The sequence below is a fragment of the Paenibacillus liaoningensis genome, assembly GCF_059609455.1.
Window position 1 is genome coordinate 299,695 of sequence record NZ_JCAALU010000001.1, and the last position, 22,423, is coordinate 322,117.

The 22,423-nt window shown below is 50.5% G+C and carries 17 protein-coding genes and 1 pseudogene; 13 read left to right on the plus strand and 5 right to left on the minus strand.

The genetic code is table 11. The features are described from left to right. Positions 1–10: 10 nt before the first annotated feature. Positions 11–859, plus strand: coding sequence for a sulfite exporter TauE/SafE family protein (locus AC6B99_RS01235; RefSeq protein WP_056030857.1), 849 nt, complete (start codon positions 11–13; stop codon positions 857–859). A gap of 106 nt (positions 860–965) precedes the next feature. Next, a complete protein-coding gene (locus AC6B99_RS01240; protein WP_496662559.1) occupies positions 966–1,820 on the plus strand; it encodes an inositol monophosphatase family protein in 855 nt (284 codons plus the stop codon). Positions 1,821–2,017: 197 nt separating this feature from the next. Here the strand turns inward: AC6B99_RS01240 and AC6B99_RS01245 are convergent. The 5 genes and pseudogenes from AC6B99_RS01245 to AC6B99_RS01265 all read right to left on the minus strand — a co-directional run. Continuing rightward, positions 2,018–2,550 (minus strand): annotated as a pseudogene (locus tag AC6B99_RS01245) (Rpn family recombination-promoting nuclease/putative transposase); the annotation flags it as partial. Then, a complete protein-coding gene (locus AC6B99_RS01250; RefSeq protein WP_056030852.1) occupies positions 2,541–2,873 on the minus strand; it encodes a hypothetical protein in 333 nt (110 codons plus the stop codon). The gene AC6B99_RS01250 and the pseudogene AC6B99_RS01245, both read right to left, overlap by 10 nt. A gap of 112 nt (positions 2,874–2,985) precedes the next feature. Then, a complete protein-coding gene (gene coaA / locus AC6B99_RS01255; protein ID WP_494858850.1) occupies positions 2,986–3,927 on the minus strand; it encodes a type I pantothenate kinase in 942 nt (313 codons plus the stop codon). A 14-nt stretch (positions 3,928–3,941) separates the two neighbouring features. Next, entirely contained in the window at positions 3,942–5,252 is a 1,311-nt protein-coding gene (locus AC6B99_RS01260) for a glutamate-1-semialdehyde 2,1-aminomutase (protein WP_496662560.1), read from the minus strand. 216 nt (positions 5,253–5,468) lie between these two features. Next, complete coding sequence (locus tag AC6B99_RS01265; RefSeq protein WP_494878733.1) at positions 5,469–6,530, minus strand: LCP family glycopolymer transferase; 1,062 nt, start codon at positions 6,528–6,530, stop codon at positions 5,469–5,471. 289 nt (positions 6,531–6,819) lie between these two features. Between AC6B99_RS01265 and AC6B99_RS01270 the strand changes: the two genes are divergently transcribed. The 11 genes from AC6B99_RS01270 to AC6B99_RS01320 all read left to right on the plus strand — a co-directional run bounded on the left by AC6B99_RS01270 (position 6,820) and on the right by AC6B99_RS01320 (position 22,357). After that, positions 6,820–7,866 carry an ABC transporter ATP-binding protein gene (locus tag AC6B99_RS01270; protein ID WP_056030842.1) on the plus strand — a complete coding sequence of 349 codons (1,047 nt, stop codon included), beginning with the start codon at positions 6,820–6,822 and terminating at the stop codon, positions 7,864–7,866. Further along, positions 7,863–8,657: an ABC transporter permease gene (locus tag AC6B99_RS01275; protein ID WP_496662561.1), complete on the plus strand. Its 795-nt coding sequence runs from the start codon at positions 7,863–7,865 to the stop codon at positions 8,655–8,657. The genes AC6B99_RS01270 and AC6B99_RS01275 overlap by 4 nt, the downstream gene beginning before the upstream one ends. A gap of 7 nt (positions 8,658–8,664) precedes the next feature. Next, on the plus strand, positions 8,665–9,456 hold the full coding sequence (locus AC6B99_RS01280; protein ID WP_046232135.1) for an ABC transporter permease: 792 nt from the start codon (positions 8,665–8,667) through the stop codon (positions 9,454–9,456). A 126-nt stretch (positions 9,457–9,582) separates the two neighbouring features. After that, positions 9,583–10,050 (plus strand): thioredoxin-dependent thiol peroxidase, encoded by a 468-nt coding sequence (gene bcp, locus AC6B99_RS01285; RefSeq protein WP_496662562.1) that lies wholly within the window; start codon positions 9,583–9,585, stop codon positions 10,048–10,050. A 222-nt stretch (positions 10,051–10,272) separates the two neighbouring features. Continuing rightward, positions 10,273–11,742 (plus strand): serine hydrolase domain-containing protein, encoded by a 1,470-nt coding sequence (locus AC6B99_RS01290; protein WP_496662563.1) that lies wholly within the window; start codon positions 10,273–10,275, stop codon positions 11,740–11,742. A gap of 345 nt (positions 11,743–12,087) precedes the next feature. Beyond that, positions 12,088–13,188, plus strand: a complete 1,101-nt coding sequence (locus tag AC6B99_RS01295) for an ATP-binding protein (protein ID WP_081418625.1) — start codon at positions 12,088–12,090, stop codon at positions 13,186–13,188. Then, positions 13,176–15,572 (plus strand): DUF5682 family protein, encoded by a 2,397-nt coding sequence (locus AC6B99_RS01300; protein WP_496662564.1) that lies wholly within the window; start codon positions 13,176–13,178, stop codon positions 15,570–15,572. Before AC6B99_RS01295 ends, AC6B99_RS01300 begins: the two co-directional genes overlap by 13 nt. 38 nt (positions 15,573–15,610) lie before the next feature. Then, a complete protein-coding gene (locus AC6B99_RS01305) occupies positions 15,611–16,780 on the plus strand; it encodes a VWA domain-containing protein (protein WP_494859695.1) in 1,170 nt (389 codons plus the stop codon). 20 nt (positions 16,781–16,800) lie between these two features. Beyond that, positions 16,801–20,346 (plus strand): DUF4132 domain-containing protein, encoded by a 3,546-nt coding sequence (locus tag AC6B99_RS01310; protein ID WP_494878724.1) that lies wholly within the window; start codon positions 16,801–16,803, stop codon positions 20,344–20,346. A gap of 1 nt (position 20,347) precedes the next feature. Next, positions 20,348–22,045, plus strand: a complete 1,698-nt coding sequence (locus AC6B99_RS01315) for a hypothetical protein (protein ID WP_496662565.1) — start codon at positions 20,348–20,350, stop codon at positions 22,043–22,045. Positions 22,046–22,078: 33 nt separating this feature from the next. Next, complete coding sequence (locus AC6B99_RS01320) at positions 22,079–22,357, plus strand: hypothetical protein (RefSeq protein WP_341281016.1); 279 nt, start codon at positions 22,079–22,081, stop codon at positions 22,355–22,357. Positions 22,358–22,423: the final 66 nt, after the last annotated feature.

Consider the following 22,423-nt stretch of genomic DNA (forward strand, 5'->3'; position numbering starts at 1 on the left):
GTAACGCATCATGATTGAACAGAAGGCGGTGACTCCCTTGTTTGAATGGATTGCACTCGTATTATTAGGGATGGCAGCAGCGATGTTCGGAAGTATTGTCGGCCTGGGCGGCGGCATTATTATAGTGCCCGCGCTTATGTATTTGGGGCCTTCGCTCATGGGCGCTCCAATCGACCATGGCACAGCGGTAGGCACCTCGCTTACGATGCTTATTGTAACGGCGCTTGCCTCGACGCTATCCTATGCGAAGCGCAAAATCGTCGATTACCGCAGCGCCTGGCTGCTGTTTACGACAAGCGGTCCGGCTGCGATGCTGGGTGCGGCTATGACAGGGCTTTTGAAAGGCGCCGCCTTTAATTTGTCCTTTGGCATTTTTATGCTGCTTATATCTGCTTTATTGATTGTGCGAAATTATTTGAAACCGGTTGCGCGGGAGTGGCCGGTGCAGCGGACGATGGTGGATTCAGCTGGCGAGCAGCATACGTATGGCTATGCCATTTGGCCGATGCTTGTAATTGGGTTTGGTGTAGGGATCATTTCCGGTTTGTTTGGCATTGGCGGTGGCTCCTTGTTCGTACCGCTAATGGTGCTGTTATTCCGTTTTCCGCCGCATGCGGCAACTGCTACGTCGATGTTTGTCATTTTTTTATCCTCGATATTGGGCAGTGCCACGCATGTATGGCTGGGGGAAATCAACTGGTGGATTTTGCTGGCGCTTATTCCGGGCGCATGGGTTGGCGGAAAGCTTGGGGCCTATGTTGCAAACAAGATGAGCGGCAATGGGCTGTTATGGCTGCTAAGGGTTACCCTGCTCGTTCTGGCCTGCCAATTGGTCTATGAAGGTATTAGGCAGCTATAGCCATTTTTAGAATCTAGCAAAAAGACAGGAACGCATATTGATTTATAAGCGTAATAATAGATAATGTTAATAGTTAAACTTATTAAAGAGAGTTGGGTGATGCACCGTGAGTGATCAGCGTGAACCTTCAGTTGTAAGCGGCAAAAGCTTCACTGCGGTTGCGATAAATTGCGCGGCCAAAGCGGGCGAATGGATCAAGACGAAACTAGGAAACTATAATAGACTGGATATGAAATATTCTTCTCATGATTTAGTAACGGAAGTAGATAAAGGCTCGGAGCAGCTTATTAAGAAGCTTGTTCTGACTCATTTTCCTCATCACTCGTTTTTGGGTGAGGAAGGGGTTGAGCCCGGGCCTGAGGCTTCAGCACAGGCGCTCGCCGATCAGAGCGAGGCGGAATATTTATGGATTGTCGATCCGATTGATGGGACAACGAACTTCGTCCATGGCTTTCCGTTTTTCGTCGTATCAATTGCGCTCGCTTATAAAGGAGAGGTCATCGTTGGGGTCGTGTATGACCCGATGAAGGACGAGTTGTTCCTTGCCGAGAAAGGCAAAGGAGCCTATGTATCCGGCAAGCGGATGCAGGTGTCGAAGGAAGATACGCTCAGCAGCAGCTTGATCGCGACGGGCTTCCCGGCAGATCATCTGTATGCGCTGCCGCTGAATTTGAAGGGCATTCAGGCGCTTGCGCCGCAGGTGCGCAATCTTCGCTCATCGGGCTCGGCTGCGCTCCATATGGCTTATGTGGCAGCAGGCCGCCTGACTGGCTTCTGGGAAATCGGGCTGAACAGCTGGGATTTGGCGGCAGGCTCCCTGCTTGTACAGGAGTCAGGTGGCATCGTTACAGATACACAGGGCAAAAGCTATCACCTCGGCGTCCGAAATGTGGCGGCTTCAAATGGGCTTATGCATGAGCCGTTTTTGAAGGCGTTGGCGGATGCTGAGGCGACGGAGTAGCAAGGAGCAGAGCAGGCTGAGGATGTGGTCAGTCATCTGTTAAAATAAGTGCGCAGCGAGCTATAGCGCAGCAGCAAAGAAGCAGCCTTCTGAGGGCTGCTTCTTTGCTGCTGCGCTAATGCATTTTTTATGTTGTACCAAAGTTTTATGCGGAGATATGTGGCCGCAGGCAATACCACATCGTGTTTGATACTGAATTACTGTTGTTTCTTAAGCGCATTAATCTCAGCTTCAGACAAACCAGAGGCCTCAGCAATAATCGAAATTTCAATGCCAAGTGCTAAAAGCTTCAGGGCAACTTCGAGTGCTTTTTTTTGCTCGCCTTGAAGGACTCCACGCGCCTCTCCACGTGCCTCACCTTCGGCAAGCGCTCCCTCAATCATAGATGCCTCATCATGAAGGGATTTTTGCCTGTCTTCATATAATCTGCGAGCCTCAGCATCCTGACTAAGAAATTCTAATGTAGTCATAGCCTTCTTTAATACAGGCTCGTTCATAGTAAGCACCTCCCAATTGAATTTATGCGTACCCTTTAGAAAAAGCAGCCAATTGACTAGTCCGCCATGTAGAGCGGGCACTGCACGATCATCCAGCTTCGGCAGCTCTAAGAAATGCAGTTCGATATCCTCAATAAGTGGGATGCCGCTACGCTCTTCCGCAGATGAAATACACTATGATATTGATTATTGGGCAAAAACGAGTAATGCAATATATTAACCTTTAGAGCTCGAACCACTCCAGCCTGCCAGCATATCGCTGAGCTTCTGTTTCCCGCTCCATGTGTTTCAACCAGCCAGCCGCAAGCTCGCCGCGGATATGAAATAGACAGTAAACATAAGCCTCACCATCGGTCATATCTTCGGTTCCAGCTGCTGTTTCTATCGATACCTGCAGTATTTTTGGCCATGAAGAATCATCCTGAAGCAGGGCGAAGCTGTTCTCATAACGCTCAAGCCTGTATGGTTCCGTTACATGAATAGCATCAGCCAGACGTACCACAAGCTCAGGCAGGATCGAAGGGTTTGTGGTCTTTATGCCATATTCCCAGCCCATAACGATGCCTCCTTTATATTCAAAAATAGAAAATAAAGCTGCCCTCTTATCAGGGAGGGCAGCTTTGCTATGTCAGCCATTCATCCAAAAGGGCGCTGGCAGCTGCGCTGAGTTAATTCCGCAGCTGGATTTGCTGAATGCGGTGCTGGGCATCCTTTTCTAAAATCAGCATCGCCCGCCGTTTCGTTGGCAAAATATTGTCGTACAAATTGACGGCATTGATTTCTTTCCAAATCGTTGCTGCCGTCTCAACAGCCTCTTCATCAGTGAGGCTTGCATAGCGATGGAAGTAGGAGTCCTTGTTCTTAAAAGCGGTATGCCGCAGCATCAAAAATCGTTCGACATACCAGCGCTCTATGAACGTTTCGGGCGCATCGACAAAAATCGAGAAGTCGAAAAAATCGCTTACAAAAGAGTGCGCTTCTTTGCTAACCTGCAAAACGTTAATTCCTTCGACAATCAGCACATCCGGCTGTTCGACAAACTGATATTGCCCAGGAATAATGTCATAGGTCAGATGAGAATAGATCGGCGCTTTCACGCGGGGATTTCCCGATTTAATTTGCCCCATAAAGTCCATCAGCGTCTTGACGGCATAGCTTTCAGGAAATCCTTTGCGTTTCATTAGCCCGCGTTCCTCCAGTACCCGTTTGGGGTAGAGGAAGCCGTCTGTCGTAACGAGATCGACCTTGCGGCCATTCCCATGACGGGAAAGCAGCCGCTGCAGCAGCCGCGCCGTCGTGCTTTTGCCTACGGCTACGCTGCCTGCAATGCCGAGCACAAACGGCACTTTAGGCGCCTCCATATGCAAAAATGCAGCCGAAGCCTGCTTTAGCCGCTCAGCGGCTTCGATATGCAGGTTCAGCAGATGGGTAAGCGGCAAATAAATCGCCTCAACCTCTTCAAGTGATACTTGGTCATTGAGGCCCTTCAGCTCATTCAGTTCCTCCTCCGTGAGCGGCAGAGGGGTATGATCACGGAGTGCCGACCAAGCGGCGCGGTCAAATTCCAAATATGGATTCATCAACATGTCCCTTTCTATTACAGAAGGCATCGGGCTGACCTCTCCTAAAGCTTACTGAAAGCGTGCTCCGCCGCTTCAATGGTCGCATTGATATCTTCATCAGTATGGGCGATGGTCAGAAACCACGCTTCATACTTGGATGGGGCCAAATTAATGCCCTGATCGAGCATCAGCTTAAAGAAGCGGCCAAACAGCTCGCCGTCCGTATCCTGCGCTTCATCATAATTCGTAACCGGATGATTGCAAAAATGAGCCGAAAACGATCCGCGAATTTGGTTAATCGTAAGCGCGAAGCCATGTTTGTCTGCTACGGTCTTAAGTCCTCCTGCAAGCTGACCAGCAAGCCGATCCATACGCTCATAAATACCAGGCGTCTTCAAAACTTCGAGACAGGCGATGCCTGCGGAAATAGAGGCAGGATTGCCGGCCATCGTTCCAGCCTGATAAGCAGGGCCGAGCGGCGCGACTTGCTCCATGATGCTGCGGCGTCCGCCGTACGCGCCAATGGGGAGTCCGCCCCCGATAATTTTGCCAAGCGCCGTAAGGTCCGGCTCAATGGCAGCTTGATCAGGGAAGGCAGCAAACGTTTGCGAGGAGCCGTAATGGAAACGGAATGCGCTAATGACCTCATCATAAATGACAAGTGCTCCAGCCTCACGCGTCAAAGCGCACAGCTGCTCTAAATAGCCTTCATGCGGCATCACCATGCCGAAGTTGCCGACAATAGGCTCTACCATAACGGCAGCCGTCTCGTGGCCGAACCGTTCAAGCGCCTGCTTCAAGGCTGGAATATCGTTGAAAGGCACCGTAATGACTTCTTGGGCAATGCTAATCGGAACGCCAGCGCTATCCGGTATGCCAAGCGTGGAAGGACCAGAGCCTGCTGCGACGAGCACCAGATCGGAATGGCCGTGGTAGCAGCCGGCGAATTTAATAATTTTGCTGCGTTTCGTGTAAGCCCGTGCCACGCGAATGGTTGTCATAACCGCCTCGGTGCCGGAATTGACGAATCGCACTTTATCCATAGAGGGAATCGCATCCTTGAGCATGCGTGCCAATTGAACCTCAAGCTCGGTCGGTGTGCCGTACAAAACGCCATTTTGCGCGGCGCGGACGATCGCTTCGGTAATATGCGGATGGGCATGTCCCGTAATAATGGGGCCGTAAGCCGCCAAATAATCGATATAGCGATTGTCGTCGACATCCCAGAAATAAGCGCCCTCGGCACGCTTCATAAAGACGGGTGCGCCGCCGCCAACACCTTTGAACGAACGTGAAGGGCTGTTGACGCCGCCTACAATATGCTCAAGAGCTTCGGCATATAGCGCCTCGGAGCGTGGTCTGTGAATCGTCATAACAATAATTCCCCCTTGAAAAATGGTGCAGCATCCCGCTTATAAAGCGAGATTGCCAGCCTAAATATCTAACATCAAAACGTCCTCATTCCACTCGGAATGAGGACGACAAACATCAATCTGCTGCTTATTCAAGCAGCGAACTTCCAGTTTCAGCAATAATACATGCTACTGACTCTATTCAATTGTCGGTTGCTGCGAAGCGCTTGGTTTGGCTTACGGTGACGGTGTAGCCGATGCTTCAGGATTGCTGCTGGCATCAGCGCCATCAGCGCCAGGTGAACCCTCAGGCGAAGCAAGCGTATCGTCGCTTTCCAGCAGCGTGTCCACATAGGACTTAAGCTCGTCCTCATTGCGTACGCCAAGTACAGAAGCGCCGCCAACATCTTCATCCGTAATCATATCCATCGGCGGAACCTGAGCGGTGCCAGCGACATGGGAGTCAACGCCAAGCTGTCCGAGCTTGAGCATATCGGTGACGGTCAAATTCGTCTCAATATAAGGAGAGACGTTCTCCAATATTTCCTTCATTTTGAGAATATTCCAGCCCGATTGCATCTCCTTGGCAAGAGCCTGCAAAAACTTGCGCTGGCGCTCCGTACGTGTAAAGTCGCTCATCGCATCGTGGCGGAAGCGTACATATTGCAGCGCTTTATCGCCATCCAGCAGCTGGACGCCCTTTTTCAAATCAATATCGTAACGGTTGCCGTCGGCATTGTCGGTATAACGCATATCCTTCTCGACATCGATCGTGATGCCGCCCAATGTATCAATTAATTGCTTAAAGCCTTCGAAGTCGGTATAAACATAATACTGAATGTTCAGTCCCAGCAAATCGCTGACCGTCTTCATTGCCAGCTCGGGCTTGCCTAGTGTAATAGCTGTATTAATTCTTCCCCGTCCATGTCCTTCAATTGGGACATAAGTATCGCGGAGTATCGACAAGAGATGTGCCTTCTTAGTAGTCGGATCTATGGAAAGAACAAGCATAGAGTCTGAACGCGGAATTTGTCCTTCATCCATACCGCGAGCATCACCGCCCAGCAGCAAAATGTTGACGCGCTCCGTTCCTTCCCATTTAGGTGCTTCGAGTCCAGTGTCCTCAAAATTGGAAAATCTTGATTCCTCTTTAGGTTTATTGAAATCCGACGTAGCATTATAAACGCCATAAATCCAGTAACCTGCATAAGCAATACCGATTCCCAGCAGAATAAGGACAATTGTCAGAATCCATTTCCACGTTTTTGATAGCTTAGCTTTCTTCGGCCGTTTTTCCATTATGCTAGTAATGCCCCTTTCAAAATTTCACAGTACCCCGTCTTCCATTCATTCCCCTTGACTGCCATTGTAAAACGTTTCTCTAATAGCATTTACGTGCCCTGCCATCTGCTGTATGATTACATATTGTAAAATTATAATTCGGAAGGACATACGGAAGCAAGTTTTATCAGAATATAGGATAATGAAGTGTGATGACCGTGAATCATCGCTCTTTTTGCAAACGGGGGATTAGCATAATTTCCCGGGGAATGTCGACCGTATTAACGGAGAGGAGCTAGACGAACAAATGCTGGCAATAGATGTTAAGGATCTGCGCAAGCAGTTTAATGTACAGAAAAACCGGGAAGGGCTGTCCGGGGCGCTGAAAGACCTGTTCAAACGCGAGTATACGGAGGTTACAGCCGTAAAGGATATTTCCTTTCAAATCCCGCAAGGCGAAATCTGCGGCTATATCGGTGAAAATGGCGCAGGCAAATCGACAACCATTAAAATGCTGACCGGCATTTTAGTGCCAACCTCCGGCGATTTGCGTGTCAATGGTTATGTTCCCTACAAGGACCGCGAAAAGTTTGTCGCTGAAATCGGAGTTGTGTTCGGACAGCGTTCGCAGCTATGGTGGGATATCGGGGTTATTGAGTCGTTCCAGCTGCTGCGTAAAGTGTACCGTGTATCGGAGGCCGATTTCCGCAAGCGGCTGAACAATTTGATTGAGCGGCTTGATCTTGGCGATTTGCTCAACCGTCCTGTCCGCAAGCTGAGCCTCGGCCAGCGGATGCGCTGCGAGCTCGTCGCTTCGCTGCTGCATAATCCGTCGATTTTATTTTTGGATGAGCCGACGATCGGGCTGGATATTATTGTGAAAACAGAAATTCGCGAATTTCTGAAGGATTTGAACCGTGAGGAAGGCACGACGATTTTGCTCACGACCCATGATTTGCAAGATATCGAAGCGCTGTGCTCGCGTGTCATTATGCTCGATGATGGGCGCATTATCTATGATGGCGGTCTGGAGGACTTGAAAAACCGCTGGAGCAAGGGACGCGAAATTCACTTTGAGTTCAGTTCGCAGACGAAGCTGGCGACGCTTCAAGCGCTTACTGGCGATCTTGATGTGACGTGGAAAATGGACAATGATTTGACGGCAACAATGTGGCTGCCGCATGCGATCAATGTATCTGATGCCTTGTCCAAAGTCGTAGGCGGTGCTGCGATTCAGGACATTAAAATTGTGGAGACGAACACGGATGAAATCGTTCGTGAAATTTACCGCTCCGGCTCGGCTAGCACAGAATCAGAGCAGCAGGCAGCGCTTAAGGAGACGACGGTCTCATGATGGGCGCTTATCTGGATTTTATTCGCATCCGTTTTATTACGATGCTGGCATACCGCGTTAATTATTACAGTGGTATCGTTATTTATGCGATTAACATCGGGGCGTATTATTTTTTGTGGAAAGCGATTTTCGGAGAGCAGCAGGAGCTGGCGGGCTTTACCGTCGCCCAGATGACGACGTATGTCGCGGTATCGTGGATGGCTAGAGCGTTTTATTTTAACAATCTCGACCGTGAAATCGCGAATGACATTAGGGACGGCAGCGTTGCTACCCAAATGACCAGACCGTATTCCTATTTGCTCGTAAAAATGATGCAGGGCTTCGGCGAAGGCTTATTCCGCCTGCTTCTGTTCATGATTCCGGGCATGATAATCGTTTGCCTGATTTTTCCGGTGACGCTGCCGACCGATCCGATGACATGGATGATTTATTTAGTTATGCTGCTGTTCAGCTTTCTCATTAATTCACAAATTAACATTTTAACGGGGCTGTTTGCCTTCTTCGTTGAAAATAACGAGGGCATGATGCGGATGAAACGCGTAATGGTCGATTTATTTTCCGGCGTCGTCGTGCCGATTGCTTTTTTCCCGGGCTGGCTCGCAGCCATTATGAAATGGCTGCCGTTTCAGGCCATCACGTATTTGCCGAGCTCTGTATTCACAGGCAGGACGCCGGGCAGCGAAATTGCTGGCGTGTTTGGCCTGCAAGTAGTATGGTTCGCCGTGCTGCTTGTGCCAATCTGGTTCACATGGCGGGCGGCGCGCAAGCGTCTGTTCGTGCAAGGAGGTTAAGGCAGGCATGCTGTACGCACAATTATTTTGGGAATATATTAAAAACTACGCGAAGACGCGGCTTACCTACCGGATGGATTTCTGGATCGAGATTTTGTCCGATATGATGTTCCAGTTCATGAACCTGATCTTCATTTTAATTGTCTTTCGCCATACGCCATCGCTTGGCGGCTGGTCAGAGGCTGAGGTCGTGTTCGTCTACGGCTTCTTCATGATTCCATATGGCATTTTCAGCACCTTTTTCAGCATCTGGAATTTCAGCGAGCGGTATATTGTCAAAGGGGAAATGGACCGGATTTTGACGCGTCCGGCACATAATTTGTTTCAGGTGCTGCTCGAAAATGTCGATCCGCCTTCCCTAATCGGCTCTGTTGTCGGCGCGATTATTATGTTTGTATGCTGGGGAGAGCTGGGCTTGCCTTTCCATGTTATGGATATTGTGCTGCTGGCAGTCTTCGTTATTGGCGCAGTGCTCGTGTATGCGGGTATTTATACGGCCTTGTCGGCGATATCCTTCTACTCGGATGCTCCGACTGGCATTGTACCGCTCATGTACAATATTCAAAACTACGGGCGTTACCCGGTTAACATTTACAATAAAATGATTCGTTTCGTGCTGACCTGGCTGCTGCCTTTCGCCTTTGTTGGCGTCATCCCTGCTTCGTATTTCCTCGAAAAGAAAGCAGATGACCTGTCGCAGCTCGCGCTGCTGACCCCGGTCGTGGGCCTTGTGTTCTTCACGCTCGGTCTGCTGCTGTGGAACCATGGTGTGAAGCGTTATCGCGGGGCGGGCTCGTAACGAATAGTTGGAAACACGCGGCGGGGAACTATTCCTCGCCGTTTCAATGTAAGCCGAGAGCGTCCTACACGAGGTAATGTTTAAAGTTTTACATACATAGGTGAATGGGAACGGGAGGTCGAACAAATGTCTACGATAGAGGTGGGACAAGCTGTGCCGGATTTTAAGCTTCCGGCATCGGATGGGACGCAGGTGAGCCTGAGCGATTACTTGGGCAAAAAGGTTGTGCTTTATTTTTACCCGAAGGATAATACGCCGACCTGTACGGATCAGGCTTGCGATTTTCGCGATGCCTATCCAGGGATGGTTGACCGCGACGCCGTTGTCATCGGGATTAGCCCTGACAGCGTGAAGTCGCATGAGAAGTTTATTGCGAAGAAGGAGCTGCCGTTTCTGCTGCTCGCGGATGAGGAGCATGAAGTATGCGAGCTGTTCGGCGTATGGCAGCTTAAGAAGCTGTACGGCAGGGAGTATATGGGCGTCGTACGCTCGACCTTTCTAATCGACGCCGAAGGCAAGCTTGCCCGCGAATGGCGCAAGGTAAAGGTTAAGGGGCATGTGGAGCAGGTTGTGGAGGCTCTGAAGGAGCTTTAATAAAATCGGCCTATTATTATATATATCATATAGCGCTAGAGTAAGTGGCGCGCAGCAGGAGCTTAAACCTGCCTGCGCGCCTTTGTTCATTTATGGCGCCGCTACATTTTCCCATTTGCTGCGTCTATAATAGAGGAAGGATTGTTGAACGGATTGCAGGCTTGGCTAACGAATAGGTTTAGCTGTAAGCGTAAGTGAATGAGAAGAAGGAGTTGGCATGAAATGACAGGCATAAGAGGAAAGAAGATAGCAGGATGGTTTAACGGGCACACAGTGGCGCGTAGTGCACTGATCGGAATGGCTGCCGTAACAGCGTTTGCTGGTGCTGGCAGTGCAGCGGCGGCCGCACAACCAAGCAGCCAGGTAGAGGCAGTGCAACCGGCTAGCAGCAAGGCGATCGCAGTCGAGGTGAATGGCAAGGCGGTGGTATGGAATGTACAGCCGCTTATTAAGGACGGCACTACATTCGTGCCGCTTCGTGAAGCAGGCAAAGCAGCTGCTGGCAATATCGAATGGGATGGGAAGACGCAAACCGCAACGATTAAAGTAAACGGAGACGTCATCGTCCATCAGGCGGGAACAGCCGTAGTAACGGTGGACGGGCTGGTCATGAACATGTCCGCGCCTTCTCTAAACATAAAAGGCACACTCATGCTTCCGCTGCGTTCAGTAACGGATGCGCTCAAAGCATCGCTGCAGCTTTCACAGACGAAGGAGCTTCTGACGATCCGGATTCAGACGGATGCAGTAACGAAGTATGGAAAAGAAGATGCAGCCATTGACGCTTATTTGAAGGAAGCAGCCTTCTCGGGCATAGCGCTTGTAGCGAAGGACGGGGCGGTGCTGCTTCGTAAAGGCTACGGCTTTTCTGGAACGAATACATTGAATCGTCCGGACGCCAAGTCGCGTATCGCTTCCCTTACAAAATCATTCACAGCGGCATCGATCATGCAATTGGTCGAGCAAGGGAAGCTGAGCCTAACCGATCCGGTGTCCAAATTCGTAACGGGCATTCCCCGCGGCGATGATATAACTATTCATATGCTGCTGTCGCATACGTCAGGGCTTCCATCTGAATTTACACGAAGCGGCGACGTTACCATCGAGCAGACGATTGCGGAGCTTCGGACGAAGCAGCTGAAATACGAGCCAGGCACGACTTATTTATACAGCAATAACGGGTATGTACTGCTGGCCTATGTATTGGAGCAATTGTCTGGCGAAAGCTACGCCGACTATGTGAACGAGCATTTTCTAACTCCGCTGGGCATGAAAAATTCAGGGACGGCTACGTCTGAAAGCCCGACCATTCAGGGCTATATTTTGCAAAAAAATAACGAGTGGGCCGCAGCGCCGTATTATGTATCGCAGTCGGGAACGGGAACGCTGTATTCGACCGTCGATGATTTGCTCAAATGGGATGCGGGGCTTCGGGCGGGCAAGGTCGTAAGCAAGCAGTCGCTTGAAGCGATGTATACGCCGCATTCGGATAAAAATTACGGCTACGGCTGGATCGCAATCAACTTGAACGGCGAGAAGGGTGTCTTCCATAATGGCAGCGGTAGTGGCTATGCAACAGGAATGCTGCGTAATTTGGATAGCGGGATGACGGTTATTTTGCTCGGCAACCACGCCGGCATGGATATGACAAAGCTGCTGCAGCAGGTGCATAAGCTGGCGGCAGAACAGTAATTTTGAAGTTTGGGATGGCCGCCGCTCGCTTGAGCGTTTCCGGCAGGGCGAGGGCGGTCATTCCATTTTGCCGAATCAAACAAGCTTTCAACCACGTTAATTCCCCATAGACAAATAAATGAAATGATCATAAGCTACAGCCCCTCCCAACTACAAATACATATAATCCCAAAATATTATCAAAGATGAGACCTATTTTATAGCGGAAAATGTAGACCGATGGTGCTAAATGAATGGTTCGAAACAACCATTTTTGTCCAATATTTTGAAAGAACGGCGTGTGCTATGGTATTATAAAAAAAATAAGAACATATGATCTGTTTTTGCGAAAGGGAGATCACAATGATGGATATGATCAAGCCGCCGGCTGAGATGTTATTTGAAGCAGAGCTGCGGGCGCTGCGTGAAGAGGATACCGGAAAGCGTCCGCCCGAGTGGCTGCTGTCTCCGGCATATGTGCGTGACTTTATAATTGGCAGAGACAAGCCGGCTGTCGTGGACGGCAAAGAAGTCGCCATTACCCGCAAATTTTACGGAAATGATGTGCTGATCGAACGGGCCGTTGTCACTTTGGCAGGCAACCGGGGCTTAATGCTCGTTGGAGATCCAGGCACAGCGAAGACGATGCTCAGTGAGCTGTTGTCGGCGGCCATATCGGGGACGAGCCTGAATACGATTCAGGGCACAGCCGGGACGACGGAGGATATGATCAAATACTCGTGGAATTATGCGATGCTGCTGGACAAAGGCCCATCTGAGGCCGCGCTTGTGCCAGCGCCTTTATATAATGGAATGAAGCAGGGCATTATGACCCGCTTTGAAGAGATTACGCGCTGCCCAGCGGAAGCGCAGGACAGTTTAATTAGCATTTTGAGCGACAAGGTGATGAATATTCCTGAGCTGGACGGCGGCGTATTATTTGCGAAGCCGGGTTTTAACGTTATAGCAACGGCGAATATTCGCGACAAAGGCGTCAACGAAATGAGCGGTGCCTTGAAGCGCCGATTCAATTTCGAGACGATTAAGCCTGTCAGCAGCATGAAGATGGAAGCGGAAATTATTAAAAATCAAGCCCGAAGCCTGCTTATGCATAGTGGCGTTGACGCGGAAATTGACCTGAATGTGGTCGAGCTGCTGGCGACGACATTTATGGAGCTCCGCTCCGGCATTACGCGCGAAGGCTACAAAATCGACATCCCCGCAGCCTCCATGAGCACGGCAGAAGCTGTTTCTGTCTATGTTCAAAGCGCGATGACCTCCTATTATTATGAAAATAAATCGATTTCGCTTGATCGGCTCGTGCAAAATATGCTCGGAACGATTGCCAAGGAAAATGAGAAGGATTTGTCCATCCTGAAAACCTACTTCTCCAAGGTCGTCAAAGAACGCTCCAAGGAAGATGTGATATGGAAGGACTATTACGAGGAAAGAAAATGGATTGGTTAACGGGCGAGGCTGACAAGGAGCTGCCGTCCATATTTGATCAGCAGGTGTTTAACCTGAGCAGCGGCACCGTTTATTTTCCCATTCGCCACCATAGTCCAGCTTGTTCCTTTCATCTGTTGAAGGTGATGAAGCAATATAAGCCGGACATTGTTTTGATCGAAGGGCCAACGAGCGGCACTCCGCTCATTCCGGTGCTTGCGGATGAGGCGACGGAGACGCCCGTCAGTTTGTATTGCACTTACGAGGATGAACAGGGCGGAAGATCGGCTTGCTATTATCCTCTGTTAAGTTATTCTCCGGAGTATGTGGCCATGAAGGAAGCGGCGCATCTTGGCATACCGGCGGCGTTTATTGATCTGGATTTTAGTCATGAATCGAGAACCAAAGCTGAAAAACAGGAGACGTCCATCCAGGATGAAACCTTGCTTGCCAGCTCCGATTTTATTAATCGTTTATGCCGTAAAATGAACTGCCGCAGCTTTGATGAGCTGTGGGAAAAGCTGTTCGAAATCGAGGGGCAAGCAGCTACGACGGAAGCTTTTGTACGGAATGTATTTACTTACTGTGCGTTATCTCGTATGTGCTATTCGGAGGAACAGCTTCATGCCTCCGGAGATATGGCGAGAGAGGCGTATATGAGAGAGTGCATCAAGCAAGCTGTGTCTAAGCATAAGCGTGTTCTAGTGATTACTGGCGGCTTTCATACGTACGGCCTGCTGGAAGCTGCCCAAGCAGACAAGCCTGCGAGGGAAGAACAGCATAAGGAGCAGCAGGGGAAAAAAGGTGGAACCGTCCAACAGCAGCTGTATCCAATGGTCTACACGTTCGAAGAAGCGGATCGCTTGAATGGATATGCGAGCGGGATGCCTTATGTGAACTATTATGAGCTTATTTGGAATAAGCTTCTGCAGCATAAAACAGAGCCCTATAACCAGACAGCGCTCGCCTTGTTATCCGAGCTGATGCGCAAGCTGCGCAAAGGCCAAGAGGAGGTTTCGACGAGCGATGCGATTGAGGCATACAGCATGATTCAAGGGCTTGCGGTGCTTCGGGGCAAAAGGGAAGGCGGGGTGTACGAGCTTCTGGACGCCGTGCTCTCCTCCTTCGTGAAGGGGGAGCGGACGCTTGCAACGGACAAGCCGCTTGAGGAGCTGCGCTTGCTTCTGACAGGGGATAAAATCGGCATTGTCGCTCCCAATCCGTTTACGGTGCCGATTGTGGAAGATTTTAAGAATCGCTGCTCTGCGTCAGGGCTTCAGATTAAGACGACCGGCAAGCACAAGAAGGTGCTTGATCTGTACGCCAAGGCGGAGCATCGTCTGCTTAGCCAACTGCTGCAATGCGCGAGCTTCCTCGTTCCAGATTTTGCAGTCCGGGAGTCTGGACCAGATTGGGTCGCCTATCGGCATATGAATCTCGTTCGTGAAACTTGGGTCTACGCGTATTCGTCCCGCATTGAGGCGAGATTAATCGAAAACTCGCTGTATGGAGGAACGCTCAAGGAGGCGGCAGCACGCAAAATCGGGGAACGGATACAGGAGCTTCCCGATCATCATAGCGGCGAAATCGCGAATGCGCTGCTGCAGGCTCTTCTTATGGGCTTGCAGGATACAGCGAGGCGGTTATATGAGCAGGTGCAGGCCGCTTTGCGCAAGGATGGAAATTTTCTGTCGCTGTGCCAAACGCTTACGGTATTAAATCGTTTGCGCCAGCATGGCAGACTGCTGGGACTTGCGGCAGACGAACAATTGCCGCTGCTCGTAGCGGAAGCTTATAACAATGCGGTAGATAAGCTGCTGGGGCTTGCAGCCATCCATTCGGATGAGCATCCAGCGATTATACAAGGGCTTAAGCTGCTGGCGATGCTGGCGGAGTCGTCTGAATCGCATTTTCAGAATGATACGTTCAGGGGGCATTTGAGCGAGCTGCTGTCGGACCCTAAGCTCTCCCCGCAATTGGAGGGAGTGGCGATGGCTATATTAGCGGGGCTTGGAGACCGAACGCGTGAAGAGATGGTGGAGCGCGCCAGAAGCTACATTCGCGGAACGCCGGAGCAGGCCAAGCAGACGGCGAAATATTTGCAAGGGATGTTTGAAATCGCGCGCGATGCTTTTTTGTACGATGATCTGCTGCTGGGCGAATTGAATTATTTAATCGAGGAGCTTCCTCCGGATGATTTTATTGCGATGGTGCCGGAGCTGCGGCTCGCGTTCACCTATTTTACGCCAATGGAGACGTCGTTAATTGCAGGGCGGGTCGCTAAACGGCATCAAGCAGAGCCGGAAGAGCTGGATCGTCCGCCCATCGACGAGCAGACGCTTATACAAGCCAAGGCGCTGGATGAAGCCATTCGGAAGGAGTTTGCCGCATGGAAGCTGATTTGAACAGGCAGAATGAGCGAAGTGAGCATGAGCATGGTGAGATGGGACAAGCCCCGATTGCTCCCCCTGCTACAGGCAGCCGTACATCGGCCGAGGCCTTGAATCGCTGGCGGCTCATCCTTGGGGAGGCCGCCGAGGAAGGCTTAAGCGAAGCCGAAGGCTATTCGCCCGAACATTTTTCATATACGGAAATGGATGAGCTGCTTGGCTTTTTGTATGATCGCGAATATGGCGAGGAGCAGGGCTACAGAAGATCAGCAGGGCGGGGAGCCTCAGAGCTTACCGTTCCCAAGTGGCTGCATAAAGTGCGGGAGCTGTTTCCGAAGCAGACGGTGGAAATATTGGAGAAGCAGGCGCTGGACCGTTATGGGCTGACCGAGCTTCTGACGGATAAGAAGCTGCTTCAATCGCTTGAGCCTAACATGAATCTGCTCAAGAACATCCTGCAATTCAAAGGTCGGATGAAGGGCGATGTGCTAAGAAGCGCGAAGGAAATTGTTCGTGCAGTAGTGGAGGATTTGCGGCAGAAGCTCGAATCGCAGGCGAAAGCGAGCATACTCGGCAAACGCAGCCGCTACACCAGCAGCTCTGTGAAGTCGCTGCGCAATTTAAATTTTAAGAAAACCATTTCTCGAAATTTAAAAAACTATGATCGCACAAAAGGCAGATTTGTGATCGACCGTCTTTACTTTGACGGCAATGTGCAGCCGCATAACAAATGGAACATTATTATTGGCGTGGATGAGAGCGGGAGCATGCTGGACTCGGTCATTTACAGCGCGGTGATGGCGAGCATTTTTTACAAGCTGAATGCGCTGCGCACGCACTTGTTTATTTTTGATACCCAGGTTGTTGATTTGACGAGCAGGCTGGAGGACCCCGTGGATCTGCTCATGAACGTTCAGCTAGGCGGCGGTACGCATATTGCCAAAGCGCTGCGCTATGGCGAGACGCTGATTGAAAACCCTGGCAAAACGATTTACATTTTGGTCAGCGATCTGGAGGAAGGCTACCCGATTCAGCATATGTATAAGGCTTGCAAAGATATTTTGGACGCAGGCTGCAAGCTGCTAGTGCTGACCGCACTCGATTTTAACGGGGACTCTGTTTATAACAAACATGCGGCGCAGACGCTCACCAATATGGGGGCTCATGTTGCGGCGATTACACCAAATGAGCTAGCCGACTGGATCGGCGATATTATAACTTAATTTTTGGGAGGACTCGGAAAATGATAACGGAAAACCGCGAAGTTGAAGCCTTGGTTGAAAAGTTTGGAGAAGCACTCTCTCAGGAGTATTCGAAGAATACGGACCGCAGCGCAATCATTATCGATTATGTGATGGGCAGAACAGAGCAATTCCCGGATTTGCTGCCTGATTCCATGCAATATGCCTACCGTTCGATGGATCTATTTGAGAAGCTTGCGAAGAAGGATGACAGCGATGTGTTTTTTCGTGCGGGTGCACTCATGCTGCGAATGGGACTCAATGCTAGCCGAAGCTATTATTGGCAGGGATACAGCCTCGCGATCTGCTTGGGCGACGGGCATTATGCTTTAGGGCTGGCAGGAAAAAGCAAAGCGGGAAGCCAGCGCTTGCAGTCACTGCTGCCACGAATGGAGAAAATACATAAATTTGCCGGAGATAAGGCGATTATGGATGAGCTGAAAAGCAGGGTTAGCAAATGCAATTTTGGCAAAAAGGATGCTGGAGATACAGGCGTTATTATTAATACGCTGCTGCTTCTAAAGCTGTATTCCCTGCTTGATCCTACATCGCCCCATCAATTTAACAGCCAAAGACTCGCGAGCGAGTTTCCGGAAATATTGCAAGCGGTATTGGCCGAAAATACGGAGCAGCTTCGCGAGCTGCTGAATGCTGCGGTGAAGCCGATCATCGCGTACCCGTTCAAAGCAAAGGAAAATTATTCTGTTCGGGAGCTGAACGCGGATTTTATAACGAGCCAACGCGAAAAAACGATTGCGGCACATTATCCTGATCTCCAAGCACAGGAGACCGGAGAAGTTTCCCGCATCGAATTTAATCGGACATTGACCCAGATTCATAGCGCTTTGTTATATGTCATTAACGTTAAAGGCGGCAAGCAGCTGTTTCTGGACGAGCCGGGGGATGTAGGCTTAGCGCTGCTTGATGCAGTCAGAACGCTGCATGAAGTATATCCGCTTGAGGTCCGCCAGCATTTGCTTGCCCTCGACAGACGCGCCAAAAAGCCGGACGAGCTGCTGGAGGGCATCGTTCCTTTCCAGGAGCCTTATGAGTTAATTGAACGGCTAAGCGGAGAGCTGAATAGCTATATGGTGCCGTGGAGCGCGCTGCAAAGCTATGTGCTTAGTGTGCCGGATCAAGCTTTGCGTGCTTATGAAATTTTACGTTCGGCGTATTACAAAGCTTATTTGCATAAGGTGCTCACAGATGGCGGGATTGCATTGTCAGATGAAGCCGGCACGCTTACGCAAGCGGTATTCGCTGTATTAAGGGGACAATCGGAGGGAGGACGTCATGGTCTGTTTCTCGCCCGTTATTTGGAAGGGGAAACTTCCTTCGAGGATTACTGGAAGGATGAAACGAATCGCTCGTTGTTTGACCCAAGGAACCGGGACAGCAAACGCAAAAGCCTGCTTGTAGCTGTAAGCTTCTTGCCTCCCGATTCGCCTTATATAAGGCGGCTGGCCATTTTGATTACACGACCGGAATGCGATGCACTGACTCTCGTGTCGGAAATGTACCATTCCTATTCGTTTAGCGGACAAAAGCTGCTGGAGCTTTATGGTGAAGATCCTGAGGTGAGCCGTGAGCGTCTGCTTTCGGGCTTGCTGATGCTTAATGGCATGAGAGATTATTACTACCGTTCGATGCCGCAAAGCGAATATCGATCCATTATTAGAAATAATTTAACGGATTCATTGAAGCAATATAAGAATTTACCTACGGATTCTCGGCTGACGGTGCTTGAAATTGCCTTTGAGGATCGCGATGCTTTGACCCTTGAACAGCTGACGGAAGCAATCCGTGCGGGGCTGCTGGATTCATCGAAAAAGGCAAGCGGAGCTGCGCTGGCTGAATTCAGCCGAGTGCCTGACGAAACATTATATTTAACCCTTTATCGCACCGAGAAAAAAGCAGCGATTAAAGAGCTGGTACTAAACTCCCTGCGCAGCGTAACAGGCAGCAAGGCGGCATACCAGCAATTGCTGGAAACGGAAAAATCGGAGGACTGGCGCACGCTTATTCAAATTTTGCTGGATACGGCTGATTTAAGCCCAGTTCATGCGCACGCAGCGCTTGCAGATCAAGCGGATGCCAAAAAAACGGCCCGCCTCAGCTGGCTGTCCGTAAATGATTTGCCAGCCTTGCTGGATTTGGAGGGGCAGCAAATAGATGACCGAATCAAGTCGTATTTGATGCTTCAATCGATGGATCATACGACGGCTCCGAATGAGCGCTTGAACGAGCTGCGTTCTTATGTAAACAGCGATTCGCTTTCAAATTTCGCAGCGGAGCTCATTCAGCTGTGGATTCAAAGCGAAGCGCCTGCGAAGGAAAAATGGGTGCTGTATGTAGGCGCATTGTTCGGTGATCGCAGGCTGATACAAATTTTAGCTCCGCAAATTAAGGAATGGACGGAAAATAGCCGCGGCGCAATGGCGGCGGAAGCGGTCAAGGCTTTATCTTATTTAAGCGAGCCTGCCGCATTAATGGCCATTGACAAAATCAAGCGAACCGTCAAAAACCGCCAGGTAAAGGGCGCGGCTGAGGAGGCGCTGCAGCTGGCAGCGGAAAATCAAGGACTTACGCCAGAGCAGCTCGAAGACCGCCTGGTCACGTCGCTTGGCTTTGATGATAAGGGTGCTCAGCAATTCAGCTATGGCGAGCGCACCTTCCAGGTGAAGGTGAACCGGAGTCTGGAGGTTATCGTCATCAATGAAGAAACAGGCAAACCGCTCAAAAGCTTGCCTGCGCCGGGGCAAAAGGATGATGCGGAGCTGGCTGCGAAAGCGAAGGCTGATTTCAATTTGCTCAAAAAAGATTTGAAAACGATGGTCGGTATCCAAGCGCAGCGACTGGAAGAATCGTTGTCTAAACAGCGGCTATGGTCCGCCGAAGAATGGACGGCGCTGTTCGTGGGCAATATCGTCATGCAGAAGTTTGCTGTGGGCCTCATCTGGGGCGTGTATGAACAAGGCAGTCTTACAGACACGTTCCGTTATATGGAGGATGGCACCTTTAATACGGTAGATGAAGATGAATACGAGCTTGCTGATGGAGCCAAGGTCGGCTTGGTTCATCCGCTTGAGCTGGATCAGGAAGCGCTTGAGGGCTGGAAATCACAGCTGGACGATTATGAAATCAAGCAGCCATTTGAGCAGTTGAATCGTCAAATCCATCTCGTGGAAGAAGAAAATCAGCAAAGCACAGTATATGAGGATTTGCCGAGATCAGAGCTTTCGCCTACAGCGTTCCCTAAGGCGCTTGAGAAATATGGCTGGTACAAAGGGTCAGCCCAGGATGGCGGCTGGTATAGCGAGCTGTATAAGGACTACGGGGATTGGCTTGCCGAGCTGCGCTTTAGCGGGACTAGCATCACCTATTACGAAGGCTTGGAGGACATTACGCTGGAGCTGCTGCAATTCCATGCGAATGAAAAAGGCCAATACAGCTACTACAGTGATATTCCGGCTCTAGCTTTAGGCAAAATTCCAGGTCGTGTATTCAGTGAGACGATCTATGATATTTTGCGGGCATCAGGGCGCTAGCATGTCAGCTGCCGCATTTGAGACGAGCTTTGGGCAGTTTGCCAAGCTATGCACCGAGGATTATTTGGTTCGGCATTCGAACAAGGGCTTATATAATCGGGCGTTAAAAGATATCAGCAAAGGCCTCAATGTCAAATATGCTTGGGGAGAATCATCCGTCAGCTGCGAGTTGAACGACGGGACGGTCTGCACGCTGGAAAATACACTTGCTCACTGGAAGTGTACGTGTCCGTCGGACAGCTTATGCAAGCATGTGCTGATAGCCATTTTGTTTTACGCACAGCAGCTGCCTACTACTACTTCTTCTGCACACGAGGAAGGAGAGTTAGAAGGCAGCATGCAACAGCTAGGCAGCACTGCGGAACGCTTTAATTGGCTGCTGGCTGCCGAGCTTTCACCGCTGATCAAGCCGTTTAATGTATCCCTTGTGGAAGAAGTGCTGTTTCGGCTGCGCTACCCGGAAGAGCTGGAAGTGACACAAAATGCGCTTCTTACGGTCTGTCTCAAGCTCCAAGGTGCTGAGGTTTCGTTCACTGAGGAAGCAAACCCGGCTAAGGCGCTTTGCAAAATAAAGGAGAGGGCCGGAGAGCTGTTAAAGCTGGAAGCCCTCTTGCGTTACCGAGCTTCAAAGGGACTGGATGATCTGGAAGCGCTGCGCGGCAAAGTGTATAAGGTCGCTTTTTCGCCCGATACCGTAAGGGAATGCAAAGAGCTGCTTACTGCGATGCTGCGGACGGGACTTGCCCGTCTACCCCAGTCGTATATGGCACAACTGGAAACGCTCGCTGTCACAGCACGCAGTGGCCAACTGCCGGACGTGGAGCGCGGCTTGCGCGGCATTCAGGGCGAGCTCGAGCTGTTTTTCAACCGGCATGTCCGATTTTCGATGATAGAGCTGCTGGATCGCGTCACCAAGCTGTATCTTGCTCTGGAGCTGCTCGAACGGGAGACGCTTCCTGCTGCTCAGAAGGAGCAGCTTATCGGGACTTTTCGCAGCAAATATTATGAGCTGCCGAAGCTGCGCCTATACGGTCTTGGCGCCGAGCCGTGGGAGACACGTTCAGGCTTTAGGGGCATCACTTATTATATGTACGGGCTCGATGATGGGCAGATGTACACCTATAGTGACGCGCGCGCTGTGTATTATGAAGGCAATGATTTTTCATTTGCCAAGCATTATGCCAGCTATTCGCCTTGGCTTGCGAGCTTGACGATGCGCCAGTTTGCAGGAGAAGAGCTGGTGTTCGAGCACATTAAAGTGAACGAGGAGCGCAGATTATCCTCAGGCGAAGGGGCTAACCTTACTCTCGTTGCCCGTCGATCCATTAACGAGCTTAATGTGGGGCAGCTCGCCTCGGATTTGCCCGCCTTACGGCGTGTTGGAGCGGGGGAACCAGCATTATTTTCAGACGCAAAGGAACGGCTTGTTTTAATTAAGCTGGCGCGGATCATAGGGAATCGGTTCGATAAAAGCTCGCAGAGCCTCTTACTCGAAGTAGAGGATGAAACAGGCGAACAGTTGGAGCTGATCCTTCCTTATCAAGCGGACTGGGAAAAGACCGTCAAACGTCTGGAAGCCGGATACGGCGCTGCGTCGCTTGAACAGTTTTATGCATTTGTGCGAATAGAGGGCGGCCAGGCTTATCCGATCAGCTTTTTGCACAATACGAAGTTGATTAGCTTAAAGCTGGATATGTAGGGCCAATAAGCAGGTGGAAAAAGGAGCAGTGGAATGGCTTTGGAGCAGGTTTACGATGGATTGCAGCGGCTGCGCAGCTGGTTTGAGGAGCTGCTGCTTCGTGGGACCGCGCAGCTTGCCTTGAAGGATATCGAATGGCTGGAGCGCGAAGCGGAGGAAGCTGCCCGATTGCAGATGGACTTTCTGTCTACGCTGTTGAAGCAAGTGGCCAGCGAAGGGCGCAAAATGGTGCTGGGAGGCGGTGAGGAGCAGCAATTGCTCCTTCATAGCTCCCGTCTTTATCAATATGTTCAGCTTGCTGAACAGAAGTAACAAGCCTCCTTGCTATAGGGAGGATATCAGCTTTCTAGCTCGAGCGGGAGCCTCTTCCAGCGTACA

Coding starts and splice junctions, on each gene's coding strand:
- AC6B99_RS01275 (WP_496662561.1), top strand. CDS start 7,863: ATGATGGGCGCTTATCTGGATTTTATTCGCATCCGTTTTATTACGATG.
- AC6B99_RS01250 (WP_056030852.1), bottom strand. CDS start 2,873: ATGGGCTGGGAATATGGCATAAAGACCACAAACCCTTCGATCCTGCCT.
- AC6B99_RS01280 (WP_046232135.1), top strand. CDS start 8,665: ATGCTGTACGCACAATTATTTTGGGAATATATTAAAAACTACGCGAAG.
- AC6B99_RS01235 (WP_056030857.1), top strand. CDS start 11: ATGATTGAACAGAAGGCGGTGACTCCCTTGTTTGAATGGATTGCACTC.
- coaA (WP_494858850.1), bottom strand. CDS start 3,927: ATGCCTTCTGTAATAGAAAGGGACATGTTGATGAATCCATATTTGGAA.
- AC6B99_RS01290 (WP_496662563.1), top strand. CDS start 10,273: ATGACAGGCATAAGAGGAAAGAAGATAGCAGGATGGTTTAACGGGCAC.
- AC6B99_RS01260 (WP_496662560.1), bottom strand. CDS start 5,252: ATGACGATTCACAGACCACGCTCCGAGGCGCTATATGCCGAAGCTCTT.
- AC6B99_RS01310 (WP_494878724.1), top strand. CDS start 16,801: ATGATAACGGAAAACCGCGAAGTTGAAGCCTTGGTTGAAAAGTTTGGA.
- AC6B99_RS01265 (WP_494878733.1), bottom strand. CDS start 6,530: ATGGAAAAACGGCCGAAGAAAGCTAAGCTATCAAAAACGTGGAAATGG.
- AC6B99_RS01315 (WP_496662565.1), top strand. CDS start 20,348: ATGTCAGCTGCCGCATTTGAGACGAGCTTTGGGCAGTTTGCCAAGCTA.
- AC6B99_RS01305 (WP_494859695.1), top strand. CDS start 15,611: ATGGGACAAGCCCCGATTGCTCCCCCTGCTACAGGCAGCCGTACATCG.
- bcp (WP_496662562.1), top strand. CDS start 9,583: ATGTCTACGATAGAGGTGGGACAAGCTGTGCCGGATTTTAAGCTTCCG.
- AC6B99_RS01320 (WP_341281016.1), top strand. CDS start 22,079: ATGGCTTTGGAGCAGGTTTACGATGGATTGCAGCGGCTGCGCAGCTGG.
- AC6B99_RS01300 (WP_496662564.1), top strand. CDS start 13,176: ATGGATTGGTTAACGGGCGAGGCTGACAAGGAGCTGCCGTCCATATTT.
- AC6B99_RS01295 (WP_081418625.1), top strand. CDS start 12,088: ATGGATATGATCAAGCCGCCGGCTGAGATGTTATTTGAAGCAGAGCTG.
- AC6B99_RS01270 (WP_056030842.1), top strand. CDS start 6,820: ATGCTGGCAATAGATGTTAAGGATCTGCGCAAGCAGTTTAATGTACAG.